The organism is Candidatus Methylopumilus universalis, from assembly GCF_006365315.1.
Classification (GTDB): domain Bacteria; phylum Pseudomonadota; class Gammaproteobacteria; order Burkholderiales; family Methylophilaceae; genus Methylopumilus; species Methylopumilus universalis.
The window spans coordinates 275,533-289,338 of sequence record NZ_CP040968.1; the positions used below are offsets into that span (position 1 = coordinate 275,533).

General features: G+C 37.4%; 11 protein-coding genes. All 11 read left to right on the forward strand.

The annotated features are described in order from the left end of the window. Positions 1-10 precede the first annotated feature (10 nt). Complete coding sequence (gene murJ, locus FIT79_RS01585; RefSeq protein WP_139875398.1) at positions 11-1,546, forward strand: murein biosynthesis integral membrane protein MurJ; 1,536 nt, start codon at positions 11-13, stop codon at positions 1,544-1,546. Between the two features lie 9 nt (positions 1,547-1,555). Next, complete coding sequence (locus FIT79_RS01590; protein ID WP_139875399.1) at positions 1,556-2,452, forward strand: bifunctional riboflavin kinase/FAD synthetase; 897 nt, start codon at positions 1,556-1,558, stop codon at positions 2,450-2,452. 5 nt (positions 2,453-2,457) lie between these two features. Beyond that, on the forward strand, positions 2,458-5,229 hold the full coding sequence (gene ileS / locus FIT79_RS01595) for an isoleucine--tRNA ligase (protein WP_139875400.1): 2,772 nt from the start codon (positions 2,458-2,460) through the stop codon (positions 5,227-5,229). After that, positions 5,222-5,689, forward strand: coding sequence for a signal peptidase II (gene lspA / locus FIT79_RS01600; RefSeq protein ID WP_139875401.1), 468 nt, complete (start codon positions 5,222-5,224; stop codon positions 5,687-5,689). The genes ileS and lspA overlap by 8 nt, the downstream gene beginning before the upstream one ends. A gap of 2 nt (positions 5,690-5,691) precedes the next feature. Beyond that, positions 5,692-6,330 carry a sulfite oxidase-like oxidoreductase gene (locus FIT79_RS01605; RefSeq protein ID WP_139875402.1) on the forward strand — a complete coding sequence of 213 codons (639 nt, stop codon included), beginning with the start codon at positions 5,692-5,694 and terminating at the stop codon, positions 6,328-6,330. A 29-nt stretch (positions 6,331-6,359) separates the two neighbouring features. Further along, positions 6,360-6,737: a DUF2946 domain-containing protein gene (locus tag FIT79_RS01610; RefSeq protein ID WP_139875403.1), complete on the forward strand. Its 378-nt coding sequence runs from the start codon at positions 6,360-6,362 to the stop codon at positions 6,735-6,737. A gap of 69 nt (positions 6,738-6,806) precedes the next feature. Beyond that, positions 6,807-9,077 carry a TonB-dependent receptor gene (locus tag FIT79_RS01615; RefSeq protein ID WP_139875404.1) on the forward strand — a complete coding sequence of 757 codons (2,271 nt, stop codon included), beginning with the start codon at positions 6,807-6,809 and terminating at the stop codon, positions 9,075-9,077. Next, the gene (locus FIT79_RS01620; protein ID WP_139875405.1) at positions 9,052-10,248 is read left to right on the forward strand and encodes a sialidase family protein; all 1,197 of its coding nucleotides are present in this window, start codon (positions 9,052-9,054) and stop codon (positions 10,246-10,248) included. Before FIT79_RS01615 ends, FIT79_RS01620 begins: the two co-directional genes overlap by 26 nt. Positions 10,249-10,254: 6 nt before the next feature. After that, on the forward strand, positions 10,255-10,716 hold the full coding sequence (locus FIT79_RS01625) for a TlpA family protein disulfide reductase (protein ID WP_139875406.1): 462 nt from the start codon (positions 10,255-10,257) through the stop codon (positions 10,714-10,716). A gap of 73 nt (positions 10,717-10,789) precedes the next feature. Then, complete coding sequence (clpB, locus tag FIT79_RS01630) at positions 10,790-13,372, forward strand: ATP-dependent chaperone ClpB (protein ID WP_139875407.1); 2,583 nt, start codon at positions 10,790-10,792, stop codon at positions 13,370-13,372. A 14-nt stretch (positions 13,373-13,386) separates the two neighbouring features. Then, positions 13,387-13,806 carry a secondary thiamine-phosphate synthase enzyme YjbQ gene (locus FIT79_RS01635; protein ID WP_139870072.1) on the forward strand — a complete coding sequence of 140 codons (420 nt, stop codon included), beginning with the start codon at positions 13,387-13,389 and terminating at the stop codon, positions 13,804-13,806.

A 13,806-nucleotide genomic window follows, 5' to 3' on the forward strand; every position in this document is an offset into this window, starting at 1 on the left:
GATAAATTCAATGAATCTTCTTAGAGCACTCGCAACCGTCGGAAGCATGACTTTCGTATCAAGAATTTTAGGTTTTGTGAGGGATAGCTTGATCGCCAAAATCTTTGGCGCGGGCATGGAGACAGATGCTTTTTTTGTAGCTTTTAAAATTCCCAATTTATTAAGGCGGATTTCAGCAGAAGGCGCCTTCTCCCAAGCTTTTGTCCCAATTCTTGCTGAGTATAAAAACAAACGTAGTTATGAGGCAACACATCTCTTAATTAATCACGTATGTTCATTATTAAGTCTTTTTCTAATAGCAATTACATGCATTGGTATTTTTGCGGCACCTTGGCTTGTCTATGTTAGTGCGCCAGGTTTTATTGAGCATTCCGAAAAGTTTCAGCTCACTGTTGATTTATTAAGAATCACCTTTCCTTATATATTTTTTATTTCTCTTGTCTCGATGGCCGGCGGCATTCTGAACACTTTCAACAAGTTTTCCGTACCTGCTTTTACGCCTGTATGGCTTAATTTATCTTTTATATTTGCAGCATTATTTTTTGCCGATTATTTTGATCGGCCTATTTTAGTTCTAGCTTGGGCTGTATTTGTTGGGGGCGTGCTCCAGTTAATTTTTCAGATTCCCTTTTTAAGACAAATTGGGTTTATTCCTAAATATCAATTGGATCTTAAAGATCGAGGTGTATGGAGAATTATTAAACTCATGGGACCTGCAATTTTCGGGGTATCTATTGCGCAACTATCTTTGCTTATTAATACTATCTTTGCATCATTTCTCGAGACCGGAAGTATTTCATGGCTGTATTATGCCGATCGACTCATGGAGTTTCCAGCAGGCGTTTTAGGCGTAGCACTCGGAACGATTCTACTGCCAAGCCTTTCGAAATCTTATTCAGGTAAGAATCAAAAAGAATACTCAGGTTTACTTGACTGGGGACTAAGGCTGACTTTTATTCTTGCAGCGCCTGCAGCTGTTGCATTGGCCGTATTATCTCTACCCTTAATTACAACCTTATTTCACTATGGCGCTTTTAATATGCATGATGTTTTGATGACTCAGCAAGCTACCATTGCATACAGTTTTGGACTGATGGGTTTAATCATGATTAAAGTATTAGCACCTGGATTTTATGCAAGACAGAATATTAAGACGCCGGTCAAAATTGCACTTTTTACTTTATTCTCAACTCAACTCATGAACATGTTATTTATTGGACAATTCAAACATGCAGGCTTAGCGCTCGCGATTGGTTTGGGCGCATGCCTAAATGCAAGTCTTCTTTATTATCATTTAAGAAAAGGCAGGTATTACAAACCTCATGATGGATGGTCACAATTTTTAATAAAACTTTTTATTGCCTTAGTTTTGATGGGTCTCACTTTATTTTATTTAAAAGGTGATTCATTGCTTTGGCTTGAGTATTCAATTTCAAAAAGATTGATTTACTTAATAATGCTTATTCTTGCGGGTTCAGTTGTTTATTTTGGCTCATTGTGGATGATGGGATTAAGACTTCAATCATTCATCCGAAGAGCTATCTAAGTTTTTGTGATGCAAGTCTTTCGCCATTTTCCACTAAGTTCAGAAACGCCTATTGGTCTTACAATTGGCAATTTTGATGGTGTTCATATAGGCCATCAAGCCCTTATTCAAAAACTTATAGAGGAATCTAAAAGAAGAAAAATTACACCATCGGTTATGACATTTGAACCGCACCCTAAAGAACTTTTTGTGCCTGAACATGCACCAACTCGACTTACGAGCCTAAGAGAAAAGCTAGAGTTTTTTTCAAGCTGTGGCGTTGAAAATGTTTTTGTATGTGCCTTTAATAAAAAATTTGCAAACATTTCTAGCGATGTGTTTATGCATCAAATATTAAAAAAGCAATTAAAAGCAGAGCTCATTATCGTAGGAGATGATTTTCGTTTTGGAGCTCAAAGATTAGCGGGAATAGAAGACTTGAGAAAAAGTGGATTTGAATTATTCGAAATTCCAGAAATCGATGTGAAAGGTAAGCGAGTATCAAGCACATCAATTAGAGAAGACCTTAAAGAGGGTCGTATTGAATCAGTCAATGAATTTTTAGGAAGGTCTTATTCGATCAGCGGAAAAGTGGTTAAAGGAGACGGGCGCGGAAGACAAATGGGCTTTCCAACTGCCAATATTCATATGAAGCATTCGAGACCGGCTCTAACAGGCGTATATGCGGTAAAATTAGGAAATAGAAATGGCGTTGCTAATCTTGGAATCAGACCGACAGTTGCAGGCATCCCGAAACTTTTGCTAGAAGTTCATTTGCTTAATTTCAATGAAGATATTTATGGGCAGCATGTGCAAGTGACTTTTCTGGAAAAGATTAGAGATGAAATGAAATTTGAAAATATTAATGCACTCATTGAACAGATTAAAAAAGACGTAATACATGCAACACGTTTTTTTGAAAAATAAAATATATGACCGAAGAAAATAAATATCAATTAAATTTGCCAGATACGCCATTTCCTATGCGTGGTGATCTTGCTAAAAGAGAGCCTCTTTGGGTTAAGCGCTGGCAGGAATTTAAGCTGTACCAAAAAATTAGACAAAAAAGAAAGGGTGCTAAGAAATTCATTCTGCATGATGGCCCACCTTATGCAAATGGAGATATTCATATTGGGCATGCTGTTAATAAAATTTTAAAAGATATTATTGTTAAATCAAAAACCTTATCTGGGTTTGACGCACCATATGTTCCAGGGTGGGATTGCCATGGACTTCCGATTGAGCTTGTTGTCGAAAAATTGCATGGCAAGAATATTGACCCTAAAAAATTTAGAGAACTATGTAGGGAATATGCAGCAACGCAAGTTGAAAAACAAAAAAATGATTTTATACGTTTAGGTGTATTAGGGGACTGGAATCAACCCTACCTCACGATGAATTTTGAAACCGAAGCCGACATTATGAGATCGCTTGGACATATTCATCAAAATGGATACCTCTATCAAGGAAGCAAGCCTGTGCATTGGTGTGTTGATTGTGGTTCAGCATTGGCTGAGGCTGAAGTGGAATATGAAGATAAAACTTCACCTACGATTGATGTGGGGTTTAAAGTTATAGACGGTGATATTTTAAAAAAGATATTCAATATAAACGAAGTAAAAGATACGTTCGCAGTGATTTGGACAACAACACCCTGGACACTTCCAGCGAATCAGGCTGTATGTGTTCATCCTGAACTAAGTTATGGTTTATATAGTACTGAAAAAGGTAATCTTATCCTCGCTGAAGATTTGGCTGAAAAAAATCTTATGTATTATGGTTTAGAGTCTTTTAAGAAATTATCCTCATGTAAAGGTCAAGATTTAGAGCATCTTAAACTCAGCCACCCGTTTTATAAAAGAAATGTACCTATCATATGTGGCGACCACGTCACTCTAGATGCTGGAACTGGACTTGTTCATACAGCACCTGCACATGGGTTAGAGGACTATGCAGTTGGGATGCAATATCAATTGCCTGTAGATAACCCTGTCAACGAAGAGGGAAGGTTTTATTCTTTTGTTGAACAGTTTGCAGGCGAGAGTATCTGGGAGGCCAATAAAAAAATTATTGAAACATTAGACGCTAATCAATCTTTATTTGCTTCGAAGAAATTAGCACATAGCTACCCACATTGTTGGCGCCACAAAACACCAGTGATTTTCAGGGCTACACGTCAATGGTTTATTGGTATGAATCAAAAAAATAATAAAAAGACATTGCGTGAGAATGCAAACGAAGCGGTCAGTCATACTACTTTTTATCCTGAGTGGGGGAAAGCGCGTTTAGAAGCTATGATTAAAAATCGCCCTGACTGGTGTGTTTCTCGCCAAAGAAACTGGGGTGTTCCTATGCCACTTTTTGTTCATAAAGAAACTTACGAATTACATCCGCGCACCAATGAATTAACTGAATTAGTTGCTAAAGAAGTTGAGAAGTCAGGTATTGATGCTTGGTTTAATTTAGATGCTAAAACATTACTTGGCGAAGATGCTAATCAATATAAAAAAATAAGTGACACATTAGATGTCTGGTTTGATTCAGGAACGACGCATGCTTCTGTGCTAAAAAAACGTGAAGACTTAGCTTATCCAGCTGATCTTTATCTGGAAGGCTCAGATCAGCATCGGGGCTGGTTTCAATCGAGCTTACTTACAGGTTGCGCAATTGATGGAAGAGCGCCTTATGAATCTCTATTAACGCACGGCTTCGTTGTTGATGGAAGTGGACATAAGATGAGTAAATCTAAGGGCAACGTCGTAGCGCCACAAAAAGTCATGGATCAATATGGTGCTGATATTTTAAGATTCTGGGTAGCCTCTACAGATTATTCTGGCGAACTCACTATTTCAGACGAAATTTTAAAGCGAGTTGCTGAGGGATACAGGCGCATAAGAAATACCTTACGCTTTCTGCTAGCTAACCTTGGCGATTTTGATGATAAAAAAGATTTACTTCCCGTGAAAGAATGGCTGTCGATAGATCGCTATGCATTATATTTGACGCATCAGCTGCAAGATCATATTAAAAAAGATTATGCATCTTATGAATTTCATTTAGGCATGCAAAAGTTTGTAAGCTTTTGTTCTGAAGACCTAGGTGGATTCTATCTTGATATTTTAAAAGATCGACTTTACACATCAAATGAAAATTCTAAAGCAAGACGAGCTGCGCAAAGTGCAATCTTCCATATTACACATTCCTTAATGAGATTGATGGCCCCTGTTTTAAGCTTTACAGCAGATGAAATTTGGCAGATTCTCATGCCCCAAAGTGATGAACATATATTTATGGATGAATGGTATGACCTGCCACCTCACGATTTGAATTCTAGAGAGTTGTTAGCGTGGGAGCATATTATTCATGTGCGCGCAATTGCTAATAAAAAAATTGAAGAGTTGCGCGAAAAAGGATTAGTAGGCTCTTCACTTCAAGCCGAGATTGATATCTTCGCTTCAGGTGATATTTATCAATCTTTATCGATGCTTCATGAAGACCTTAAGTTTGCGATCATTACATCGCATGCAAAGATTCATGAAAGACAAGGCGATTTACATATAGATGTTCGCGCAAGCGAGCATAAGAAATGTGATCGATGTTGGCACTATCGAGAAGAAGTTGGATCACATCATGAGCATCCAACCATTTGCAATCGATGTATTAGTAATCTTTTTGAAAAAGGTGAAGTAAGGTCTCATGCGTAAATATATTGTGATTGCATTCTTGATTGTTATTTTGGATCTCATAACCAAACAATGGATATTTAATCATTTAGATTTTGGAAGTACTTTAGTAATAACTCCATTTCTTAATATTGTGCATTTTCAAAATACGGGAGCCGCTTTTAGTTTTTTAAGTGATGCTTCTGGCTGGCAGAGATATTTCTTTATCGTCGTTTCATTGATCGCAATTTTTATCATTATTCGATTAATGCATCAGCGATTAAAACAGCCATTATTATGCTTAGCGCTGGCCTTCATACTTGGCGGAGCTATAGGTAATTTGTGTGACAGAAGCTTTTATGGTTTTGTGATTGATTTCATTTATGTTCACTACGAAGCCTATTACTGGCCAGCATTTAATGTGGCAGATAGCTTTATTTCAATAGGCGTCACTTTAATTCTTTATGATGCATTTAAAAACAAAAAACCTTTGTTGAGCTAATCATGCCTGACTGGAAAAAACTGATAGAAGGTAAAATCGCTCTTGCTAAAAAGGGCTTAAAACGAAACGAACCCAATCAAAATGAGCGTATTCCCTCAGGGCAAACACTCACCACTAAATTTCCTATACTTGATTTAGGAATCAGACCTGACTTAGATGAAAGTAATTGGAGCTTGAAAGTATTTGGTCTAGTTGAAAAAGAAATTGATTTGGATTGGACTTCTTTATTAAAACTACCTCAAACAAAAGATATTTCGGATTTTCACTGCGTGACACGCTGGTCTATGTTGGATGTGCCGTGGGAGGGTGTTTTAGCTAGGGACATTTTAAGTTTGGCTAAGCCATTAGATAAGGCTAATTTTGTAACGCTTCATAGTTATGACGATTACACGACTAATATCCCACTAGAAGTTATGCTAGATGATGATGTGATTGTTGCGCACCATGTTTTTAATAAGTCATTAGAAAATGAACATGGTGGCCCAGTAAGATTAGTTGTGCCTAAACGTTATGCATGGAAAAGTGCAAAGTGGCTAAAAGCCATTGAATTGCACGCTGAAGATAGGCCGGGCTTTTGGGAAGTCCGCGGATATCATAATGATGCTGATCCATGGCTTGAAGAGCGTTTTTCAGAAAATTAACAATCAATTCTTGTTATAATATTCTGACCATGAAAAATGCATATAAAAAAATAGGAAGTTGGATTGCGATTTTTGCAATGCTTTTAACATCCTTTATGCCATTAATTTCACACGCAACTGAGTCACAAAATAATCTTGATAATCAAGAGAGAATTTGTACTTCTCAAGGCATTAAATTTGTTTCGACGGGAAATGATAATCCAGATAAAAATCATACAAGTATTAATATGATTCATTGTGCTTATTGTTCGGCATCTTCAGACAAGAATTATCTACCAGAAGGCAATATTCAATTAGGATTAACTTTGATTCCTAATCCTGCGAAATTTTTCCTAGAATACGAATCTCCAATACTTCAGTCCTACTTTAGATCCTCTCACCCTCCTCAAGCTCCACCAGTTATTTAATCTGTCTATTAATGCATTACTTGTGCAGAAATTTGCACAATTTTTTTCTATTGTATGGATATTGATTAAATGAACTTGAAGAAGATTATTCCTACTATTTTATATTTATTTGTTATGCCATCAGCCTTGTCTGTAGAGACATCTGATTTAGTGACCGGCACTATTACAGTCAAAGATTCTTTTGTCGATAGCCGTATTATGAAATTTCCGGCTACCGTTGAAACTTATGACAAAAAGCAAATTGAAGAGAGTGTTAACGCTGCAACACCAGCACAGACTTTAAAATACCTACCCAGCATTCAAGTGAGGGAAAGATCTATCGGAGATAGAAACGGCATTATTTCGTCAAGAACCATAGGAAGTATATCTAGCGCGCAAAGTATGCTTTATGCAGATGGTATCCTTTTATCTAATTTACTTGGGAATTCATTTTCATATCCTCCAAGATGGGGCATGGTAAATCCAGAAGAAATTCAAAGGATAAGTATGATGTATGGTCCTTTTTCTTCACTTTATGCTGGAAATTCAATGGGTGGAGTGATCAATATCGAAACACGTATGCCTGAAAGATTAGAAGCTCATGCCGGAGTGCAAAGTTTTATCCAAAATTTTAAGCTTTATGGTACAGATCAAACCAAGATTGGTAACCGTGAATTTTTTTCTATAGGTAATAAAGTCAATGATTTCAGTTTTTGGGCGAGTATGAATAGACTTGAAAATACAGCACAGCCTCTTGATTTTTCTGTAACTGACAGTAAAGGGGTAGGGACTACAGTGGATACTATAACTGGCGCCTACCGGGACAAAGGCATAAGAAATCAAGATCGAATCATATTCGGCGCTACAGCTATTGATACTTCTATTCAAACAAATGGAAAATTTAAAGGTCAGTATGAATTCTCAAATCAATCTAAGCTCACTTATACGATTGGCTTATGGGATCTTGATAGCAGACAGAATGTTCAAAGTTATGTTAAGGATACACTGGGAAATTCGATTTATGGTGGGGACGTTACTCTTGGCGGGAAAAATTACTCTGTAACTAGAATGAATCCAGCTCAGGCAGAAGCGTTTCACGTGATGCAATCTATAGATTTTAAATCTAATGATAAAGGTTTTTTTAATTGGCAAATGACACTGTCTGATTATTATTACAGAAGAGACTTGAGTAATCGATCAAACTTGGTGGAAACTTCAAATGCCAACCCCTCGCTCACTAATCCTTATATTTCTAAAACAGGGCAGATTACGGATCTTTCAGGCACGGGTTGGACGGTATTTGATAGTCGCGTTACTTTGCGTCCAAAAGATCATACAATCGATCTAGGTTATCACTTAGATTATTACCATTTAAGGCAGACAGTAAATGCATCTAGCGATTGGATGGGCTCACAAAAAGGAGCTTTTAGTTCCTTATCTTCCGGTAATACAAAAACGCATGCTGTTTATGTTCAAGATAAGTGGCAAATAACGCCACTATGGGCGCTCACATTGGGAGGTCGACAAGAACATTATGAGGCTTATGATGGAGTAAACCAAACTACAAATCTTGCCAGGTATGAGGGCAGGTCTAGAAATACTTTTTCTCCCAAGGCATCTTTAAGTTTTGAACCTATACCAGCTTGGGGATTTCGAGCTGCCTTTGGCAAAGCGTACCGATTTCCAACTGTCACAGAGCTATTCCAACAGTTAACAAATGGGTCTACCATTGTTACGAATAATCCAAATTTAAAACCTGAAGAGATTTATTCCGCTGAAATAACTGCAGAGCGTCGTTTTGCGAATGGTCTTGCGAGAGCTAGTCTTTTTAGAGAAGACAGGTATGACGCATTAATCTCTCAAACAAATATTTCGAGTGTTGGTACTTCAAGTACTTATATTCAGAATGTAGATCATGTCAGGATACATGGCATAGAACTAGCAACTGAATTGAAAAACGTAATGATTCCTAAACTTGATTTGATGGCTAACGCAACTTTAACTGATTCAGAAATTTTGAAAAATGATGCAGCACCGTCGTATATTAATAAAAAAGTGCCCCGTATCCCAAGACAGCTTTATAAAGCTGTAGCAACTTATAGAGTTAGTGAAGATTTCACAATGAGTTTAGCTGCAAGATATAGTGGACGTCAATTTATACAATTAGACAATTCAGATATTAATCCAGAGACATATCAAGATGCTAGCCGATTACTATTTGTAGATGCTAAGGCAAATTATAAGTTTAAAGACAGATGGACAGCGTCATTGGGAGTAGATAATATTTTTAATGATCAGGCTTATGTTTCTCATCCACTTTCTCAAAGAACAGGCTATGCGCAAATTAAATTTGATTATTAAGTTTTTTAAAAAAATAATATTTTTACTATTGATTTTATTCTGTGAGACGAGTTTTTCTCATGAGGGTCATAGTCATGGCCCTTCGGTTGTCGCTTCGGTCTCATTTGATAAGCCAGGAACTTTATGGCGAGTGAGAGAGCAGCAGGGATTTATTATTGTTGACTCATCAAATGATCAAGGGCTTAATTTCTCGAAAACTATAAATGTAAATACCGAACTTCAGAAAATAGGAACATCAGGAGACGCAAAACCTAAGATTGCTATCGGCCCTGAGGGGAATATTTATGTCACTTGGACTCAAACGCTCTCAAAGCCTTATACAGGCTATATATGGTTTGCAAGATCAAAAGATCATGGCAAAACTTTTGAATTACCTCAGATTGTTCACCAAGATAAGTCAGAAATTACACATCGTTTTGATGCTATCAATATAAATAAAGACGGACGAATTTTTGTAGCATGGGTAGATAAGCGCGATTTAGAAAAAGCCAAACTACAAAAAAAAGAAAAAGAGTATAAAGGAGCAGCCTTGTATTATGCAGTTTCAGAGAATTATGGCGAATCATTTAAAGTCGAGAAAAAAATTGTTGATAGCAGTTGTGAATGCTGCAGAATTGGTTTAACCAATGATAGTAGAGGAAACGTTATTGCTATGTGGCGGCAGCTTTATGATGAAGGTATTAGAGATCATGCAGTAGCTAAGATTGATCTTAACGATAATATCGTTGTCAATAGAGCCACTTTCGGTGGTTGGAAAATTGACGCATGTCCTCATCACGGCCCTGCAATATCTAGAGGAGGTGACTGGGGATATCATATGGCTTGGTTTGATGGGGGAGAGAAAGCAGGTTTATTTTATGGGCGAATCGATGGCGATGCTTGGGTAAGCTCACCCGCTAAGAGATTTGGAAATGCTAATTTTCAGGCAGGCCACCCATCACTATTGAGTATCAATGAAAAAGTTTATCTAGCCTGGAAAGAGATCAATGAATCGGACAACTATATTGTTTTAGCTATTTCAGAAGATGGCGGAAAAAATTGGCTAGAAGCTAAAAAAATCAAAAAAACTGAAGGTGCTTCAGACTATCCTGAGCTCATTCAATTTAATAACAAAGCCTTTCTTTCTTGGAATACCATTAAAGATGGCTATCAATTAATATCTCTTGAATAAATTTTTATGAAATTAAAAATCTTTTTATTCTTTTTGTTTTTTTCTCACTTTTCCTTTGCGTATGACTTTATGCCATTTGATATGAACACACGTCAAGTTATTGAAAAAAGATATATTGATCAACCTTTAATTATTTCTTTTTGGTCGATTGATTGTCCCTATTGTATAGACGATCTTAAAAAGCTTGGCAAAGCTCTTAGTAAAAATACAAATGTTAAATTAATTACAGTATGTGTAGATGGAAAAGAGTCCGCTAAAAAAGCTGAAAGAATTTTAAGTCAGGCTAATCTGCCAAAACACGAACAATACCAATATGCAGAAGTAGATGAAGACAGACTTAGATATAACATTGATCCAGCATGGTACGGCGAGCTTCCAAGAACATACTTTTATGATGCGGCACACCAAGTCACTCCTTTAAGCGGGAAAATCTCTAACTCATTCCTCGATAAATGGTTTAAAAAATAAGTTAATAATCTGATTGAAATTTGTGACTTCATCCCCATATTAGTAGTATTAGACTAATTGATGAGGAATTAATATGCGTTTTGATAAATTGACCACAAAGTTTCAGCAAGCATTTGCTGATGCACAGAGTCTTGCAAATGCGAATGACAATCCTAATATCGAGCCAGTTCACATGGTTCAAGCTTTGCTTGATCAAGATGACGGAAGTACAGCTTCACTTCTATCTTATGCCGGTGTTAATTTAGCACCACTTAAAGTATCCCTTAAATCATCTATTGATAAATTAGCTAAAGCAGAAGGCAATCAAGGTGAAATTTCAATATCACGAGATTTAAATAATCTTTTAAATCTCACTGAAAAAAATTCACAAAAATTGGGTGATGCATACATCTCAAGCGAGATGTTTTTACTAGCATTAGCCGATGATAAAACCGAAGCAGCTAGACTATTAAAACAACATGGCCTAACTAAAGCCGCCTTAGAAAAAGCTGTTCAATCTGTGAGGGGTAGCGACAAAATAAATTCTCAAGATGCAGATGGTCAAAGAGAGTCCCTAAAAAAATATACAATAGATTTAACAGAGCTAGCGAGAGTCGGCAAGCTTGATCCTGTGATTGGCCGGGATGACGAAATTCGTCGCACTATTCAAGTACTACAACGTCGAACAAAAAATAACCCTGTGTTGATTGGTGAGCCTGGAGTAGGTAAGACAGCTATTGTTGAGGGCTTAGCCCAGCGCATTGTGAATGGGGAGGTTCCCGATTCATTAAAAAATAAACGAGTCTTGTCACTTGATATGGCTGCTTTGTTAGCAGGCGCTAAGTATCGAGGCGATTTTGAAGAGCGCTTAAAGGCTGTTTTAAAAGAAATTGCATTAGATGAAGGTCAAACAATTGTCTTTATCGATGAGATTCATACAATGGTTGGTGCTGGCAAGACTGAGGGTGCGATGGATGCAGGTAATATGTTAAAGCCTGCATTAGCTCGCGGAGAACTTCATTGTGTAGGTGCTACGACTCTAGATGAATATAGAAAATATGTTGAGAAAGATGCTGCATTAGAAAGACGATTCCAAAAAGTGCTTGTAGATGAGCCTTCAGTCGAAGCCACCATTGCAATCCTTCGTGGACTGCAAGAAAAATATGAACTTCACCATAATGTAGAGATTACTGACCCTGCGATTGTGGCAGCAGCAGAATTGTCACATCGCTATATTACTGATCGCTTCTTACCTGATAAAGCAATCGACTTAATCGATGAGGCAGCGTCTCGTATAAAGATGGAAATCGATTCAAAACCTGAAGTCTTAGATAAATTAGAGCGTCGACTTATTCAATTAAAAATTGAACGTGAAGCGATGCGCCGAGAAAAAGATGAAGCATCTAAAAAGCGTTTTGAGTTAATTGAAGATGAAATAAAAAAACTTGAAAAAGAATTTAGTAATTTAGAAGAGATTTGGAAGTCAGAAAAAGCACAACTTCAAGGTTCAAAACATATTAAAGAAGAGATTGAACAAATACGTTTAAAAATTGAAGAGGCAACACGCAAAGGCGAATGGCAAAAAGTTTCTGAGTTGCAATATGGAAAGTTACCTGAGCTAGAAGCACAGCTCAAGCAAGCTGCTAAAGCTGAGACTGCTAAACCACAAGCGAACCGAATGTTGCGGACCGAAGTGGGTGCTGACGAGATCGCAGAGGTTGTAAGTCGTGCTACAGGTATCCCTGTCGCAAAAATGATGCAAGGAGAGCGTGAGAAACTTTTAAAAATGGAAGATAAACTCCATGAGCGCATTGTAGGTCAAGATGAAGCTGTTCGTGTTGTATCGGATGCAATCCGTCGTTCTCGCTCAGGCTTGAGTGACCCTAATCGACCTTATGGCTCCTTCCTTTTCTTAGGACCGACAGGTGTAGGCAAAACAGAGCTCTGTAAATCTTTAGCTAATTTTTTATTTGACTCCCCAGATCACTTAATCAGAATTGATATGAGTGAGTTTATGGAGAAGCATTCTGTAGCCCGCTTAATCGGTGCTCCTCCAGGTTATGTAGGTTACGAAGAAGGTGGATACCTCACTGAGGCTATCCGAAGAAAACCTTATAGCGTGATTCTATTAGACGAGGTAGAGAAAGCACATCCAGATGTGTTCAATGTGCTTCTTCAAGTTTTAGATGATGGTCGTTTAACAGACGGACAAGGGCGCACTGTAGATTTTAAGAATACCGTCATCATCATGACCTCTAACTTGGCTTCTAATATGATTCAATCAATGTCAGGCGATGATTACCAGGTCATTAAATTAGCGGTAATGGGCGAAGTTAAAAATCATTTTCGACCAGAGTTTATTAATCGTATTGATGAAGTGGTTGTCTTCCATGCATTGGGAGATGATCATGTTAAATCGATTGCAGCGATTCAATTGCAGTATTTGAAAGATCGATTAGCACAGCTTGAAATGAAAGTAGAAATTACTGACGCTGCTTTAGATGAAATATCTAAAGAAGGGTTTGATCCGGTCTATGGTGCAAGACCTTTGAAGAGAGCGATCCAGTCTGAAATTGAGAATCCACTTGCTAAGGAAATTTTAGCAGGTCATTTCATGGCAAAAGATACAATTAAAATTGACAGTGTTTCAGGTAAACTTAAATTTATTAAAGTTTAAATAAAGTCTTATTTATGAAGCAACTCAGTCAAACATTGGCGATCCAAACTTCGGGTCGCCACTTTTATGATGTCACTCAAAAAGTTTTGGATTGGGCAGAGCAGTCAAATTTTAAAGAAGGCCTATTAACGCTTTATGTCCAACATACCTCTGCCAGCCTGCTTATTAACGAAAATTATGATCCAGATGTTTTAGTTGACTTGGAAAGTTTCTTCGAGCGTTTAGTGCCTGACGGCGACCCATTATTTATTCATACAGCAGAAGGTCAAGATGATATGCCAGCTCACATTAGAACTGCTCTAACGCAAACAAGCCTCTCAATACCAATCAAGGAAGGAAAGGTTGCATTAGGTCAATGGCAGGGCATTTTTTTGTATGAACATCGTTATCAATCCCACGAGCGTCGTATCTTAATGCATGTGATTGGTGAATAA